Genomic DNA, 14,550 nt, shown 5'->3' with positions numbered 1-14,550 from the left:
TCCACACGGGGTCGCTCTTTGGGGGCTGGGGGTCTAATCGTTCCACCGTGCATACCTGAGGACGCGGCTTCCCCTTGCTTCTACTCTTGCCGTTGCCGTCGCCTTGTCCTGTGGGGCGGCCGCTGCTCTGATCCTGGCTGCCTCCTCCACCCGGCACCTGACGACAGGTTGTGACGAACTTGCTCGTACCCGGGCAGTTTCCGCCCACGACGGGTCCTGGATCTGCCTGCGCTGCGCCGGGCAGTGCGACCGAGAGCACGACAGCGACGGTGAGCAACAAGCCAGAGCGCTTCAGCAGACCTTGTTGCCGTGGGGCGTGAGCTTTGTGATCATCCACCGGCTTTTCCCCCATCGCTCTGCGTCGGCTGTGGTCTCGTAGCGCAGTTCCTGCTCGGTCGGGAATGGTTGGACCTTCCCGGTCTTCTTCTTGATCGTCATCCACTTGGAGATGTCCAGGCACTCCGTGATCCGAGCGGTGGGGACCTCCCGGTTGAGGTCCATCGCGGTGACCGTGATGTCCGAGTGAGTCGGCGCGCCCTTAGTGGCCGTGCCGGCCTGCGTCATGCTCAGGAGATCTCCGAGCACTCCGCCAAGGGCCTCCTTGGTGGCGTACTTTTTCAGGTCGGTGCCCGTGTGGTCGCCCTTGGCGTAGGCCTTGACCTGCTCGTCCCACATGCGCTCGTAGACCTCTACGGCTGCCTGCTTGTCCTTGGCCTGGGGGTCAGCACTCGCGGTGGGCTTGTCCTTGGCTGGCTTGCTCGGCGGAGCAGAGGACTTGTTGGCGTCCGCGTTGGAATCGCCGCTGCAGGCAGTGAGAGCTCCTGCAACGCACGCGGCGAGGAGCGCCCCTGTCATCCGAGTCGTTTTCCTGCTGCGAACAACGGAATATGCCTGGTGGATAGCTGCTCGTGTCACTGTGTCTCCCTGTGCGGCGTGATACTGCGCCGGTCAACTCCCAGGTCGTGCAGCAGGGTGAACTGGGGAGCGCGCGGCTGGTTCGAGCTGCTGTTTTGGGTTTGCGTGCCGGTCACACTATGGCGCGGGGCGCCCACCAGCCACCCTCCCCTCTCCTGTCGCGTAATGGAGGTGGCGGGTATTCAGCCACAACGCAGGCGTGGTACAGGCTAGTTGCGGCTCAGTGACGCAGGGAGCTGTTGCAGGTGTGGACATCTGACTCGATGCAAAGGCGAACGTTGGAGAGAAGAGTGAATCCGGAGTTGAGGCGGGGTGCTGGCATCGGCCTGGTGCTCAAGCTCGGCGGGTGCCGTGGGACAACTGCGCAGGCAGGCAATGATCAGCGCCTCGTAGGCGGATTGATCGCCCTGCTCAACGGCCTGGGTGCTACGAAGCGATCTGACGGGGGGAGGGGGAAATGAGGTAGTGCCCTGCAGGGGGGGGCAGAATGCGCCTGTTCAGGGGGCCAGTGGATGGTGGTTGTCGGCGATGAGGGGCATGGCGCGAATCCAACGGTGGCTACTCATGCTTCCTGTCCACGAAGCTCGACAGCGGGGAGCGGGGGTGCTGCTTCCTGCGCCAAGTCGTCGCGGATGGTGCGTTAGAGGCGGGGCGAGCTTGCTCTCGTGGCGGGCAGCAGGCGATTTGTGGTTGAGAAAGCGGAATCTCGCGGTACACCTCTCTGGGGTTTTACGCCTTGTCGCTCGATGGCCGGGGAAGGCTTGTTGTTGCGCCGAGTGGCCCGGTGCCCTTGGGGGTGGTTTCCGCACAGCGATGTGGCGGCTACTGCTCCGAGTTGGACGGGAAAGTTGGCGCAAACCGCTCTTCGGCGACAGAGGCCAACTGCGGGGTGTCCAGCGGGCGGCGAGATCGGCGAAGCTAGCGACTTCTCTGCCATGTGCGGGAGTTGGCTCGACGGCTTGTCAGTGAGGGCGTCGTCGAGCGGATCACGCACCAGCGGATCTCCCAACTCTCGCGGGAGGACGCCGACTTTCCACCGGTCGTGCCGGTCGGCCGGTCGAGCGCGGTTGACTATCGGAAGGCGCGCCCGTACTTCGCCAACAGGAAGTCGCGGCAGGGGCAGCGGACGGACCTCAAGGGGACGGACACGGAGGCGTAGCGGTGGATGATCTCGTGCAGTGGTACGGCGAGCAGCTCGACGAGGATGAGCGAACCGCGCGGGCCGCGGACGCGGAGCTGAGCAACGTCTTCACTCGCATCGCCAGCTTCGACCCCGCGATGGCGGCTGATGAGCGGCACATCATGGCCCACGGTCCGGCGCGGGTGCTGCGCGAGATCGACGCCAGCGGCAACTGCTCGCCGAAATCCTGTCCGAGCCGCACTTCATGAGCGCGGACGACCACTGGAACACGTGCCCGGCGATCATGGACGAGGACGGGGGGCCGGTCTGTTTGGACGAGTCGCGTGCGCCGGGGCCGTGTGATTGTGGTCGCGATGCTCGGGTGGCCCGACGCTTGCGCCTGCTCGTCCTGCCGTACGTGGCCCGACCCGGATGCCGCGAGGACTGGCGACCGTAACCGCACGTATTCGAACCCCCACCTCGCGCCGAGGTGGGGGCATTCTGCTGCTCGCCTAAGATCCGTTCGTGGCTGACATCACCGATGAATTGATCATGCTGGAACGATCCTCCGAGGAGGCGCGCGCCAAGCTCGCGGGCCTCGAAGGTGAGGAGTACGCGGCGCAGTGGCGCCGCTGGGCAGAAGCGGCCGAGGCGTTCCAGGCGGCCGTGACGGTGCACGCCACGGAGACGGGGCAGCCGCGGCATGTGGTCGAGATGGCCGCGAAGAAGGCCGTACAGCACGCGGAGGAGGACCCGGTCGAGTAGCGGTCTGACCTCCCGCCGGAAGAGCGAAACCATCACGATTCCCGAGCGGTCAAGATCCGCCGCGGTATGTATCGCCGCGACCGTCCCGACCTGACTCGTTAGGAGTCGTCCATGCGCACGCTGCTTGGCCGTGCTGTCGCTGTCGCGGCCCTCGCCTCTCTTCCGCTCGCCGGTGTCGCTTCGGCTGCACCGCAACTGCGCCACGCCCCTGTGGCCGATCCGTTCCCGATCGCTGACGAGGCTGGTCTCGTCCAGGTTGATGTGATGGATCAGCAGGCGACCTGCTACGTCGAGGATGGCGAGGTGGCGTGCTACCGCACCAATAGCGATGCCCTTCCCGAGGGCGGCCTCGGTTGACAGTGCGACAGGCGCGACTCGTGCGGGGTGTCGCCGCTCCGATCAGGGCGCGCTGCATTCGAACGCATGGGCGACACGCGAGACGCTGAAGCGGCCCCGGCTCCGGACGGCGGGGCCGGGGTTCACCGCTACGCGCCCGACGAGGTCGTGCGGATCAACCTGCGGATCGAGGGCTCGCCCTACCGCGGCGTGGTACGAGCTCACCGCGACGTCGACGGGCGCCGGGCGTACGACCTCTTCCTCTGGCCGCGCCCCAACCAGGCCCCGCACGGCTGGTACTGGTGGGACCCGGACCGGATGACCCGACGGGATTACCGCAGCTCAGAGACGTAGACTCGAACATGTGAACGATCCCGCTCCGCTTAGCCGCCTCGACCAGCTGCGCTTCGCCCGCCGCGTCGTCGAGCAGCAGGCCACACGCGCCCTCGCGGAGATCGACCGATGGATCGCCGACGAAGAACGCCGCGAAGCCGAACAAGCCCGCCGCGAGGACGCCCGCCCGCCTGACCCGGACTGGATCGTCGGGCGAGGCATCGGCAAGGACAGCCCACCCACCGAGGTGCACCGCGGAGACTGCGGCGCGGCAGGGAAGCGGCGCACGCCGGTCACCCGGGATGAGGCGCGGTGGGAGCTGGCCCGCGGTATCCGCGCCTGCATCCACTGCCGGCCGGACACCGAGCTCGGCGTGCTGGAGTAGCTCGGTGGACCCGAGTGTGATGGCGGCCGTGCGGGTCAGCTGACTGGCCACCCTCGGACATCAGAGGTTCTGAAGGAACGGCTCCGGTCCTATGTTCCATCGGTGTACGCAACGTCCAGCATCACGGGGGAAGCCATGCGTAGCACCATCCGATATGCAGTCGTCGCCGTTCTTGCTGGCGGCTCCATCGCGCTCGCCGCGACCACCGCCACCGCAGGCGACGAGTACTGGCCCAGGGGCGGCGGTGTCACTCCCGCGGGTGACGAGTTCTGGCCCAGGGGCACCGGGGTAGCTCCGGTCACTGACGGCGTTGACCCCGACTACCCGCTCACCGGCACCGTCGGCGTCCTCGGTGACGACTACTGGCCCAAGGGAAGCGGCTGACACTCAAGCTGCACGCTGTGCCCGCGCGCCGCACCCTGGAGGTATGACTCCGGCGCCGATAGTCGTCCACCAGCCGTCGCCCACGGGCGGCCGGCGGGTGACGGTGCGCGGGCAGATCCTGGGCCTCGCGCACTCCGATCGCGACGTGATCGAGTTCCTGCGCCGTGCCGGGCTGCCGGATGCGGAGGGGCTGCTCGATGATCCGGCGTGGGTGAAGTGGCGGGGTGGGCGGGCGCATGAGTACAGGGCGGCATAAAGAGACATCTGGACCTATTGCTCCTGCACGTATGTACGACACTTCTCGGTGATCTCGTCTAAGTGATCTTTGGCCGCCTGGTAAAGCTCCTTCTGCCCTTCAAGCGGGGTGCCAAAATTGATCAGCTCGCGCAACACTCGCAGGTTGAAAATGAAGCCTTGGACCCTAGCGCTTAGGTGCTGAGGAGCTTCGAGCTTCATGCTCTCGGCGGTTCTACCGAGAGCGCTCAGGCATGGCGCGATCTGGCGAATTGCATCACCTACTTCTTCGGCGTCAGCTTTGGTGCCAGATCCTGCACTTCGCCCCTCGACCGCAACCCGAAATGGCCCGTCCAGTATTTCTCGTGCTTCTGAAAGAAATGCAGAGAAAGCTTCGCGGCGGATCTGTCGTAGCCACTGCTCATGGGCGCTCGTAGCTTGCGTGTCCGCCTGGTATCGAGCACCTCTGAAGGCGATGCGTGCAGCTCCCCACGCTCCGCCTGCACCTAGCGCCGAGCCGCCGAGGGCGCCGATGAGTCCCGCAAGTGCAGCGTCCATGAAAGCAGTTCCCCCAGTTTCGAGTTGTCCACAGGCCGATACGAGTTGCTCGCACTCGTCGTACCGTGCTGCTCCTGCGGATCACAAGGGGGCGTTATGCACAGAGTGGATCTTGCGCGTGCGGCTGATAAGGCGCTGTGGGCGATGCCGGATGACGTGCACGAGGAGATGCTCGCGCTCATCGACGAGGTGGCCGACGAGCGCGAGCACGGCGCCGGGCCGATGGCGGCGGCCGACGCCGTGCTGCGAGGGCGGTGTTGGTTCGTCTACGCGGCGGTGGGCGGGCTGCTCGTCGTCCTCCAGGCGGGCACTGTGTCGACGTAGCGATAGACCAGCACGACCCCTTCTCCGACTGCGCGCGAGCTCAGGATGTACTGAGCGCGTACGGAGGGGTCGTGGTGCGGCATGATCGAGAGGGCGAGAAGGAACCAAGGGCTGGCAGGCCACTGCCGGACTTCGCCGTCGAACGGGCCACCCTGAAATCGGGCTTCATCTGAGGTCATGGGGTTCCCAACTGTCCAGGCCCCGCGCCTACATACCAAGGTAGGGCACGGCGCTGACACTGTTCCCCTCGCTCATGTCCGCACGGCCACCCACGACACCGTGATGAGAGCCGCGAGGAGTACCACCCACCCCACGAGGCGCGCGGCCAGGCGGCGCCGCTGCCGGGCGTCCTCCTCCCGCAGTATTCGCAGGTACTCGCGCCGCTGCTCGTCGGGCGTCTGCGTCATTGCGCCTCCTGCCGCATCCCGTAGACCTGCCACCGGCCGAGAACGTAGGCGGTGGCGCCGATGGCCACCATGACGGGTGCGCACAGCATCTCGCGCAGAGGGCCCCAGAACATCGTCACGCCGTACGCGGCAGCGCAGACACCCATCGCGGAGGCTGCGTAGCCGAGCGCGAACCCGATGCGGTCCGAGGCCGTCATGCCGCGCTCACCCCGCCCTCTGTCCAGACCTGCCCGCACCCCGTGCAGTGCGCAAGGGGGACGCGCCCTTCCCCGCCGTGAATGTCGATCTTCCCGCCGCACGTCGAGCACGGCCGCTCCAACGTTCGGCGCTGCGCAGCGATGTCGAGGGCCCGCTCCACACGCTCGGCCGCTCCCTCCGCGACGGCGCCGATCCGTCCTCGGTGCACCTCGCTCAGCGCGGTGAACGGCCCTGCCGCGTGCTCGACGCGGGCGAGGAGCCACAGCGCCGCGTACGGAGCGGTGCGGTGGCCGCGGTACTTCCACCGTCGGGGGTCCAACGCGTCTGCGCGGGCGAGCTGGTCGCGGCGTGCGCGGTCGGCGGCCGGCCATCCTCGCGGGGCGTACGGCATCGGGGAACGCTGGACGTCGGCTGCGGTTTGGTCGGCGCAGTCGACGAGGGCGTCCTCGATGGCGCGCATGGTGTCGAGGATGTGAAGGCGGACGGGTACGGGGCGTTCGCCGATTTGGATGGGGTCGCGCTCCAAGCTGCGGAGGTGGGCGGCCTGGTGCTGCTCGTACTCGGCCTGTTCGGCGTCGAGTTGGTCGAGGCGGGCGAGGTAGCCGCGGAGGCCGAGGCCGAATGCGCCGTGTTGGGTGGGGGCGCCTACGGCTTCGTTGAGGTCTGCCCAGTGGAGGGCGATGGTGCGGAGGTGGGTGGCGGTGGTGGTCATCGCTGCTCCTGTGGCGTCTGGGGCGGTACGGTGATCAGCACCTGAGGGGCGTCCTGGTCTGGGGAGACTTTGAGGGCACCCCTTCGTCATGCTCGCGATACTCAGTTCACTGGTCTGGGGGAATCCGACGGCTGCGCGGTGGCGGTTCGGCCTTGGCGGGCGTTGGTGCGGCATGACCCAGACCCAAGACCAAGAGACCGTGACGACCTCTTAGGCTGCGAAATTGCTCGGAGTCCGGGCTGATGCGGTTCACGCGATGAAGGCAGACGGCAAGCTGACCGTCGTCGGCAAAGGCACGAACGGCACGAACCTGTTCGCGGTGGCTGAGGTTGAGGCAATGCGAAAGAGTCGGGAGCGGATACGCCGCTCCATCCCGGGGCAGCAAAAGCTTCCCCATGACGACGTTACGACGTGCCGGGAATGCAGCATGTGGCGGACCCGAGCACTGGCGGCAGAGGACCGGGAGAAGCGGGCGCACGCTGCTTTGCAGGCGTCCTTGCAGGCTTAGTTCCTGGGCTCTCGTCATCGGCGTCTACTCGGTGGCCCGTACAGCGACTGCCAGGCGGGCCGGTCTGGGCGGCGGGTGGGCTTGCCGTCGTCATCGATGAGCCCGGCTTCGCGCATGGTCTGGAACGTTCGGCCGAGCTCTTCGAGGAGCGGTCGGGCGGCCTCTGCGTAGGCGCGCATGAGGGCGGTCATCGCGTCCTGGTACTCGCGGATGCGGTCTGCGGCGGCGCGGGCGATCTCGGGCTCGTCTTAGATCACGATGTTCGTGATGCCGTGGAGGGGTTGCCATTCGTCGTTGTCGTCGAGGAGCTCGATGCGGGTGGGCTTCACTGCGTCCTCCCTGCCACACAGCGGTGGCCGCCACGGTGCATCTCGGAGCACTCGGGCCCGCAGCTCTCCATCAGGGCGGCGGTGTGCACGGCAATGGCGGCGTACTTCTGCTCGGTGGTGTGGCTGTCCCACGTTCGTGTTCCAGTTCACCGCGGACTACTGGATTCGAGGTCGGCACAGTGCGAGTCCTCCGGCGGTGTTGCAGCAGATCGGGGCCAACGTCGTCGGCTGGCTTCTCCCTTGGACCGAGTTGGGCCGCCAGGCGTTATACATGAGGTGCAAGGCATCGCGGACCGCCGGTGCTCCTTGTGCGCTCGCTGCGCTGGGGTAGCGATGGAGTGCGGTGTCACGTGAACGGACCGGTTTTGAGCCCGCTAGATCTCTGCGTCCCGGACGGAGACCAGACCCCCGATGGCGAGGGCGGGGAGGCCAGATGCCCTGCTCGCGGCCATTGCCGAGTGGCCGCCCGGCCACCGGGCTGGTGCCGTGAGCGCCGCGGGTTCCTCGACCAGCTCGCCACCGACGATTGACACGACGACGACCGGGCCCTCGACGAGGCCGCCGTCGGCCGTCCGCCGCCATCGTGCGCGCGCACCCTTCGCCGACAGACCTGCGGGTCAACGATGCCGAGGTCGAGGCGACGTGTTCGACAGATGTGATGCCGTCGCCGAGCGCGTGCAGCTCCCCGCCCGCGACTGCAATGGCCGATGGACTCTCGGCGCCGACCCGAGCGTCCCGCATGTGTGGCACGTGCCCAGGTGCGCCTGCCGCCCAGGTTCGCGCCGAACTGTTCGACGCGGTAGTCAACGTTCAGTTCCACCAGACCACGGAGAGAAGAGCGGCGCTGGGGCGGGCGCTGCGGGGGCCTTCTCGGGCGTGAGCCACGCGAAGAGGCCCTCTCGCAGGGCCTGCCGAAAGCACATCGGCGCCCCCACCGTGTAGGTGGGGGCGCCGTGGAGCCGGTCTCAGTACGTCAGGGTGAGTCGGCTTTCTTGCTTGCCGATCGCATGACCCGATGCGGCTCCGGGCCCGCTCGCGGCGGGGGTGACAGTCAGGTGGGGAATCGCTGTGCGGTCGTTCCCCCACGCGTCGATGTGCGCAATCAGGTCCTTGGCGAGCGAGTCGCCATGCGGGCCGTAAGCGGCCGCGCCGAGCTGGAATGGGCGCTCCGGATCGGCGCCTTCTCGGCGATGGATCAGGTAGGCGAGAGAGTCTCCCTCGACCAGGACGGGGCTGCGGCCGGGGATCGCGGGCCTGCGCACCAGACCTTGCTCGAGGGGCCTGGGGGTGACCTCAAGACGGCATACGCGGTCATCGCTGGCCGTGGCGCGCAACCACACGCCATCGAACGACTCTTCGCCGCCGACCCGTTGGGCGGAGAAGACCTCATGGCAGGGAGCGAAGGCGAGGGTGTCGGTGAGAGCGTCGGCGTGGAGGGCCTGGTCCTCGTCGAAGTGCACGCGGATCGTGTCGTCGGCATTGAGCGGGGCTGTCTTCTCGCCGCTCTGCCCGATGATCGGGACGAATCCGCACAGCTGCATTCCGTCGGAGACGAGGGTGTCGCCGCGGCGGGTCAGGGCTACGGAGCGGGTCTGTCCCCTCCACCGCAGCGGGAGCACCAGGCGCCCGCCTTCCAGGAGTTGGTCCCACCAGGCTTTCGGGATGTCCCAGACGCCGACGGTGGCGATGATCCGGGCGTACGGCGCGTTCTCGGGGGCGCCGCGCAGCCCGTTGCGCTCGATGACCTTGACGCGCTCGTACCCCGCCTTGTTGAGGGTGGTGCGGGCGTGGAGGGCGACATCGGAATCTACGTCGATGGTGGTGATCCGCCCGCCGCGGGCGAGCTCGGCGAGGAGAGCAGCGTTGTAGCCGGTGCCGGCGCCGATCTCGAGAATGCTGTCGCCGGGCTGGGGGTCGAGCTGGGCGAGCATCATGGCGACGACCGAGGGGACCGAGGCGCAGGACAGCGGGAGCGGGCCGCCAGGATTGTCTTTGATGGTCACGGCCTGGTCCGTGTACGCGTTCTTCAGCTCGATGCCAGGAAGGAAGGCCTCGCGGGGAACGGTCCGCATGGCCCGCTCGACGTCGGCGGGCAGTCCCATTCCGCTGAGGATCTCGTCGACGAGCCCGTTTCGGAGTTCGTCGGCCGTGGGTGTCTGGCTCACAGTCACATCATCGCTTTCAGTTGAGGAGGAGGCACGTCTCCCACCCCAGGTCAACGGGGCGAGGGGTGCGGAGGGTGTGCAGCGTGAGGAGGACGCCGGCGTTGCCCGTGAGGAGCCCGGCCTTCTCGGGTATCGCGTGCTGCACGAGGTGCGCGTTCAGGCGCGCTCGCAGGCGGGGTAGTTCGTCGGTGATGTCTGGGGACAGGGCGTCGGAGGCGATCCGGCTTGCGGTCAGGAGCAGTCCGGCCCAGCCGTGGCAGAGCGTGGCGTCGGTGAGGAGTCGGAGTTGCCGGGGATTGGTGATGGCCTCCAGCACCATGCGTTCGGCAAGGTGGCGGGCCGTGTCGTCGCGGGTGGCGATGGCGGCGAGTTGCAGGGCGCGTCCGATGCCGGGCGTGCCGTAGCACCAGGAGGGCCGTCCGGCGGGTGCGTCGGGCCGGGGTCCCTCCGCGTAGGCGGACAGGGGCAGGCTTTCGGGCCAGCCAGTGGCACCGCTGTTGGCGGGCTGCGCCCAGGTGGTGAGGTGTGTGATGCCCTTGGTCAGGGCTTGGGTGTGTCCCTCGATGGTGTATCCGGCGCGGTGGGCCAGGGCGAGGAGGGCGAGCGGACCGGTGCAGCCGTGGGCCATTCCGAAGTTGGCGTGGCCCCAGGCCATCGGACCGGTCTCGGGGGCGTCCCGGAGGCCCGCGGCTGCCCACCATCCGGGCACTTGCTGTCCGTCGACGGTGAGTGGCTCGGTGAACAGCCGCACCAGGTAGCGCAATACCTGCTCGAGGGCGCGGTCGCGGCCGCGGTGCAGGAGATAGGCGCCGAGACCGGTGAGTCCGCTGATCAGGTCGTATTCGCGTATGAGCGGCGGGAGTTTGCTGTCCATGCGGCGCTCAGCGGTGCTGAGGCGGTCCGCGACGATCGCGACTACCGCCGCATCGAGTTCGGCGAGTGCGCGTGCATAGGCGCGATGCCCGGCGATGTGCAGGACGTATGCGACGGCGGGCGCGCCGCGATACAGGCTCGCCGTGTCCGGGTAGGCGGTGATGGGCTGGGTGTTGATGGCTTTCGCCGCGGCGTGCGCCCCCGCCCAGTCGCCCCGGTCGTGCGCGACGACCATCTCGTACAGGGCGGTCCCGGTGAGGCCACCGCCCAAGTCGTCGTGGGTCACTCGGTCTCCCTCAGCAGAAGTGAACGGCAGGCCTGCCGCGCCGCGTGACGGGCGGCAGCTTCGCTGTCCCGGTCGGGCCCCGCGAGCCGGTTGTGGTGCATGTGCAGCAGGGGTTCGAGGATCTGCCCCAGGCCCTGCTCGTCGATCTGGGCTCGGTACGCGGCGAGCGCAGCTCCCCGCAGGGCTATGGCCTGGGCGAGACGCGGTGAGGCGTGCAGGAGTGCTTGGGTGTCCGCGAGTTCGACGGTCTGCCGGGTGGCTTCGGGGCGGCCGTCGCCATGTGCGGGAGTCTCTGCCAGCCAGTACGGGCCCGCGCTGGTACCGAGGAAGCACTCCGCCATGTCGATCATGCTGAGGGCGCAGACGACGTCCGGGGCGAGGGCGGGGAGGTCGGTGAGGGCATAGCGGGCGACGAGAGTGTCGGCGACGAACACCGCCTCGGCCGCGTCCATGGACGCGCCGGTGCCGTAGCGGCCCGTTTCGGGCCGGTAGCCGTCGATGACGAGCTGGGAGGCGAGCCGGTCCGCGGTGAGCTGCTGCGTCCAGGCGGACAAGGCGCGCAGGGTGGCCGCGTAGCGCTTCGTCCCGCCGGTGGGAACGCGGATACGCAGATGGTCGGTCTCCTGTAGTGACCGGTACCGCACGAACCACATCTGGGAGGTGCCGAGTTCCTCGCACAGAAGGGGAAGGCGCTGGCTGATGATCTGGTCCATGGCCGTCGGGTGGGTGAAAACCTTCGCCTGAATCCACCGCTGCTCGGCATCGCCCGGGTGCGCCAGGCTCTGGTTGGTGACCACAGGAGCGCGAGACAGGTCCGGGTGCGGTTCCGGTGGGCTGGTCGAGGCGAGCGGGACGGTGAGCTCGTGCGCGTGTCCGATCCAGCCCAGGTCCTCATCGGTCACGGTCTCGGAGAGAAGTGCGTGCCGGTGGCGGCGCAGGTGCTGGTGGATGAGGCGTGCGTGGAGCGGCTCGGCCAGGTCGACGCTGATGGTGCGGTCGTCGTCCATCAGCTCGAGCCGGGGCGGGCAGCGCCATGTGGTCGCCCATTCACTCAAGGACCGATGCCACGCCGGCCCGAACCGTCCGGGCAGTGTCGCGGCGGACAGCTTCCACCGGGCGGGGGCCAGGATGGCGCGGCGGTAGCGGACACGCGGGAGATAGGGCAGGGCAATCGCCGCCGGTCCCCAGTCGAAGGCGGTCCAGGGCGTGGCGAAACCTCGCCCCAGCATGGCCAGGAACCGGGCCAGGGGCGGGGCCTGCTTCTCAAGGGCAAGGGGGTGCAGCACGCTGGGTTCCACGACGCGTCGCCGGGACATGCTGACCAGGTGCAGACGTCGGCCGGTGGACACCACGGCGAGGTCGTCGATGCTGATCACGTCGTCTGCCGCCCCGCAGGTCTCGCCCAACGAGATGACGTACGGCAGCAGAGCGGGGGTTCGAGCGACGTTCTGGGCGTGGGGAAAGCTGGGCATGAAGGAGAGCTGTGCCGACAGTGCCCCTTGGGTCATGGTGGGCAGTTTCCGGTACTGGTCTGACAGTCGGCTCCCGAGTACGCCAGCGAACCGGCCGGACAGGACGCCGGCGGTCCAGGACGGCCGCACGTCGATCGTGAAATCGCCTCTGGCTACGGCTTCCTGACTGTTGGCTCGGACCCTGAACCCCATCTCCACGTGCGGGGCGGTCGGCTCCTCCGGCTCGTCGGAGGCGAGTTCCTCAATGTCCTGCTCGGTGAGGATGATCTCGTCGTCCCCGGTCATGACCGCTTGCATAGCTTTGGCCGCCAGTTGCTCGTCGCGCGGCAGGACCTTGGGCGGCGCCTCGGTCCACACCGACATCGGGTAATCGGCGGGAAAGCCGATGCCCGCGGCCAGGTCGGCGGCCTCGCGGACGGGCACCAGGACGCCGGCGCCGTAGCGCTCCCAGAAATGTGTCTGGTAAGTGGCCCAGGCGGGCGTTGCCCCGTGCGTACGCGTCAGACGTACAAGCGAGTGCGCGGCGCGCTCCACCTCGTCCAAGACCTCTGGGGGGACACGCACCTGGGCGTTGAGGCGCAGGTCGAGACTGATACGGCTCCGGCAGTCGGCACTGATGACCTGCATCCGCTCATCGGCCACCTCCCGCAGTTTGTCGGCGTCTTCGGGGGCAGCCTGATTGTGGATGGCGAGGGCGATCTGCACGTTGCCGAGGTAGTCGAGTACCTCAAGGGTGGACGGTTCGAGGTCGTCCGCGTGCGGCAGCAGAATGCCCACAATGTGGCCGAGGGGATCGGGCACGGCCATGGGCGCAGCGAGATTGCTGGTCAGGTATCCGTCCACGAGGGCCCTCCCGAGCAGTCTCACGATCTGTTCGGACGTGCCTCCCGCCTCCGCGAGGAGACGCATGAGGTCGCCGCCCGAGATGGGTTCGGCCGCGGCGCCCAGCATGACGGCCATCGGGCGAGTAATCGGCGCACTCGCCAGGCGCCCGCCGGAACGGGGCGCGCCGAGGACGTCACCTCGCTGAAAGGACAGGTTGTTGACCTGCAAGGACAGGTGAGGCAGCACATCGGCCCGGCCCTGCAACTCCCGGCGTAAGTAGTCCACCCACAGGGTGTCAGGACGGGCAACGGGCTGATGGCCGGAGCCGAACGTGGCGGACACGGAGCCGGACTCGGCCAGGGCGACCCCGGCGAACAGGCCGAACGGTGTCGACCTACCCGATGCGCGCAGCACGTATCTGGCCACGGCACAGGTCGCTCGGCGGACCCGCTTCGCCGAAACGTCATTGGCCATGAGGATTCGTTCTACGAAAGTGGCCAGGTTCGGGGACGCGGCACGCAGCGGCGTGACGAACGCGTCGTCGTCCCACATGTGGGCGAGCCACTGGCGGCACTCACCCGGTGAGTATCCGGCGGGCCAGTCAACTGGGCGGGCCTGCACGGGTAGAGCTGCGGCCCGTAGAACCAGCACGTCACCGCGCCTGCGGAAGAAGGGTCGAGTCGCCATCAGTGATTCCTCGCTCGGGTGGGGGTGCTGGTGCGAGCGGGGGAGGCTCTACGCCCGCACCAGCAAGGGCGATCAGCTAGACGCGCAGGAGGAGGCGCACGACGAGGCACATCCGTCGCCAGTGCCGCAGGCCTCGACGATCGGGACCGGCGACTGGGAGATGGTGGTTGTCAGCTCCCACTCGTCCGGCTCCGCCTTCGCTGGGGAGGCGGTCGGCTGCTGTTCGGCTGTTGCATTCGACACGGTTACTCCTTGCTGGTCGGACCGCCCAGGACGGGGCGGGGGAACCCTCAGGGCCCCCGGTGCGCGCTGCCGTTTCCGGTGCAGCCCACACCGCGGGCACTGTGGTGCCCATGTTGGCGTCGCGCCGTTCGGAAGGGCACCTCGGCCACAGGTCACCGACATCCGGTGGCGGGGGACCCGGCGCCCACCCGTGGGCCGCAATTCGCGGATCGGTCCGGCGTACACGAGCCCGCTGACGCGGTGATCACCACGTCCACGGGCGGGATGAGTTCTCCCCTCCATGCGGTCACGAACGGCTCTGTTGGCTTGTGCATGGTGTTCCCCCGTAGCTCGACTACAGGAAGGCGTGTGAGCCCCTGCGACTGGGACCTGGTCCGCCCCAGCCGCAAGGAACTTGCCCGCGCCCAACCGCGTGCGATCGACCCAGCACGCTGCCAGGCGCGGCGTTTCAGGAACCTTTCAGGCCCGGCCGGATCACAGCGCGGACGGTT

18 protein-coding genes are annotated in these 14,550 nt (G+C 68.2%); 9 read left to right on the top strand and 9 right to left on the bottom strand.

The genetic code is table 11. From position 1 onward, the window contains the following. Positions 1–291: 291 nt before the first annotated feature. Positions 292–855, bottom strand: a complete 564-nt coding sequence (locus AC07AG_RS42105; RefSeq protein WP_478762436.1) for a hypothetical protein — start codon at positions 853–855, stop codon at positions 292–294. A gap of 997 nt (positions 856–1,852) precedes the next feature. Between AC07AG_RS42105 and AC07AG_RS42100 the strand changes: the two genes are divergently transcribed. From AC07AG_RS42100 to AC07AG_RS42065, 8 genes are all read left to right on the top strand, one after another. Next, a complete protein-coding gene (locus AC07AG_RS42100; protein ID WP_478762434.1) occupies positions 1,853–2,074 on the top strand; it encodes a hypothetical protein in 222 nt (73 codons plus the stop codon). A gap of 2 nt (positions 2,075–2,076) precedes the next feature. Beyond that, positions 2,077–2,304, top strand: coding sequence for a DUF6221 family protein (locus AC07AG_RS42095; protein ID WP_478762432.1), 228 nt, complete (start codon positions 2,077–2,079; stop codon positions 2,302–2,304). A gap of 256 nt (positions 2,305–2,560) precedes the next feature. Continuing rightward, positions 2,561–2,800 carry a hypothetical protein gene (locus AC07AG_RS42090; protein ID WP_478762430.1) on the top strand — a complete coding sequence of 80 codons (240 nt, stop codon included), beginning with the start codon at positions 2,561–2,563 and terminating at the stop codon, positions 2,798–2,800. A gap of 111 nt (positions 2,801–2,911) precedes the next feature. Beyond that, entirely contained in the window at positions 2,912–3,157 is a 246-nt protein-coding gene (locus tag AC07AG_RS42085; protein ID WP_478762428.1) for a hypothetical protein, read from the top strand. A 66-nt stretch (positions 3,158–3,223) separates the two neighbouring features. After that, positions 3,224–3,490: a hypothetical protein gene (locus AC07AG_RS42080; protein ID WP_478762426.1), complete on the top strand. Its 267-nt coding sequence runs from the start codon at positions 3,224–3,226 to the stop codon at positions 3,488–3,490. Positions 3,491–3,500: 10 nt separating this feature from the next. Beyond that, positions 3,501–3,854 (top strand): DUF6233 domain-containing protein, encoded by a 354-nt coding sequence (locus tag AC07AG_RS42075; protein WP_478762424.1) that lies wholly within the window; start codon positions 3,501–3,503, stop codon positions 3,852–3,854. 135 nt (positions 3,855–3,989) lie between these two features. After that, positions 3,990–4,238, top strand: a complete 249-nt coding sequence (locus tag AC07AG_RS42070; protein WP_478762423.1) for a hypothetical protein — start codon at positions 3,990–3,992, stop codon at positions 4,236–4,238. A 43-nt stretch (positions 4,239–4,281) separates the two neighbouring features. Next, a complete protein-coding gene (locus AC07AG_RS42065) occupies positions 4,282–4,494 on the top strand; it encodes a hypothetical protein (protein ID WP_478762421.1) in 213 nt (70 codons plus the stop codon). A 14-nt stretch (positions 4,495–4,508) separates the two neighbouring features. Here AC07AG_RS42065 and AC07AG_RS42060 read toward each other — a convergent pair whose 3' ends face one another. Beyond that, a complete protein-coding gene (locus AC07AG_RS42060) occupies positions 4,509–5,030 on the bottom strand; it encodes a hypothetical protein (RefSeq protein ID WP_478762419.1) in 522 nt (173 codons plus the stop codon). 144 nt (positions 5,031–5,174) lie between these two features. Between AC07AG_RS42060 and AC07AG_RS42055 the strand changes: the two genes are divergently transcribed. Further along, complete coding sequence (locus tag AC07AG_RS42055) at positions 5,175–5,354, top strand: hypothetical protein (protein WP_478762417.1); 180 nt, start codon at positions 5,175–5,177, stop codon at positions 5,352–5,354. Between the two features lie 251 nt (positions 5,355–5,605). Here AC07AG_RS42055 and AC07AG_RS42050 read toward each other — a convergent pair whose 3' ends face one another. The 7 genes from AC07AG_RS42050 to AC07AG_RS42020 form a co-directional block, all read right to left on the bottom strand. Further along, entirely contained in the window at positions 5,606–5,761 is a 156-nt protein-coding gene (locus AC07AG_RS42050; protein WP_478762415.1) for a hypothetical protein, read from the bottom strand. Beyond that, a complete protein-coding gene (locus AC07AG_RS42045) occupies positions 5,758–5,958 on the bottom strand; it encodes a hypothetical protein (protein ID WP_478762413.1) in 201 nt (66 codons plus the stop codon). The genes AC07AG_RS42050 and AC07AG_RS42045 overlap by 4 nt, the downstream gene beginning before the upstream one ends. Then, complete coding sequence (locus AC07AG_RS42040; RefSeq protein ID WP_478762411.1) at positions 5,955–6,671, bottom strand: hypothetical protein; 717 nt, start codon at positions 6,669–6,671, stop codon at positions 5,955–5,957. Before AC07AG_RS42040 ends, AC07AG_RS42045 begins: the two co-directional genes overlap by 4 nt. A 522-nt stretch (positions 6,672–7,193) precedes the next feature. Beyond that, positions 7,194–7,370 carry a hypothetical protein gene (locus AC07AG_RS42035; RefSeq protein ID WP_478762409.1) on the bottom strand — a complete coding sequence of 59 codons (177 nt, stop codon included), beginning with the start codon at positions 7,368–7,370 and terminating at the stop codon, positions 7,194–7,196. 1,103 nt (positions 7,371–8,473) lie between these two features. Continuing rightward, positions 8,474–9,673 (bottom strand): methyltransferase, FxLD system, encoded by a 1,200-nt coding sequence (fxlM, locus tag AC07AG_RS42030; protein ID WP_478762407.1) that lies wholly within the window; start codon positions 9,671–9,673, stop codon positions 8,474–8,476. A gap of 16 nt (positions 9,674–9,689) precedes the next feature. Continuing rightward, the gene (locus tag AC07AG_RS42025; RefSeq protein ID WP_478762405.1) at positions 9,690–10,832 is read right to left on the bottom strand and encodes a lanthionine synthetase C family protein; all 1,143 of its coding nucleotides are present in this window, start codon (positions 10,830–10,832) and stop codon (positions 9,690–9,692) included. Next, a complete protein-coding gene (locus AC07AG_RS42020; RefSeq protein WP_478762403.1) occupies positions 10,829–13,816 on the bottom strand; it encodes a lantibiotic dehydratase in 2,988 nt (995 codons plus the stop codon). Before AC07AG_RS42020 ends, AC07AG_RS42025 begins: the two co-directional genes overlap by 4 nt. Positions 13,817–14,550: the final 734 nt, after the last annotated feature.

This window comes from Streptomyces sp. NPDC044044, from assembly GCF_056434405.1.
This window is presented reverse-complemented; position numbering and strand designations above follow the sequence as displayed.

What these genes read in the sequence shown, in the direction of transcription:
- AC07AG_RS42040 (WP_478762411.1), bottom strand. Translation starts at nt 6,671, where the DNA reads ATGACCACCACCGCCACCCACCTCCGCACCATCGCCCTCCACTGGGCA.
- AC07AG_RS42050 (WP_478762415.1), bottom strand. Translation starts at nt 5,761, where the DNA reads ATGACGCAGACGCCCGACGAGCAGCGGCGCGAGTACCTGCGAATACTG.
- AC07AG_RS42085 (WP_478762428.1), top strand. Translation starts at nt 2,912, where the DNA reads ATGCGCACGCTGCTTGGCCGTGCTGTCGCTGTCGCGGCCCTCGCCTCT.
- AC07AG_RS42035 (WP_478762409.1), bottom strand. Translation starts at nt 7,370, where the DNA reads ATGACCGCCCTCATGCGCGCCTACGCAGAGGCCGCCCGACCGCTCCTC.
- AC07AG_RS42080 (WP_478762426.1), top strand. Translation starts at nt 3,224, where the DNA reads ATGGGCGACACGCGAGACGCTGAAGCGGCCCCGGCTCCGGACGGCGGG.
- AC07AG_RS42070 (WP_478762423.1), top strand. Translation starts at nt 3,990, where the DNA reads ATGCGTAGCACCATCCGATATGCAGTCGTCGCCGTTCTTGCTGGCGGC.
- AC07AG_RS42060 (WP_478762419.1), bottom strand. Translation starts at nt 5,030, where the DNA reads ATGGACGCTGCACTTGCGGGACTCATCGGCGCCCTCGGCGGCTCGGCG.
- AC07AG_RS42065 (WP_478762421.1), top strand. Translation starts at nt 4,282, where the DNA reads ATGACTCCGGCGCCGATAGTCGTCCACCAGCCGTCGCCCACGGGCGGC.
- AC07AG_RS42020 (WP_478762403.1), bottom strand. Translation starts at nt 13,816, where the DNA reads ATGGCGACTCGACCCTTCTTCCGCAGGCGCGGTGACGTGCTGGTTCTA.
- AC07AG_RS42045 (WP_478762413.1), bottom strand. Translation starts at nt 5,958, where the DNA reads ATGACGGCCTCGGACCGCATCGGGTTCGCGCTCGGCTACGCAGCCTCC.
- AC07AG_RS42105 (WP_478762436.1), bottom strand. Translation starts at nt 855, where the DNA reads ATGACAGGGGCGCTCCTCGCCGCGTGCGTTGCAGGAGCTCTCACTGCC.
- AC07AG_RS42055 (WP_478762417.1), top strand. Translation starts at nt 5,175, where the DNA reads ATGCCGGATGACGTGCACGAGGAGATGCTCGCGCTCATCGACGAGGTG.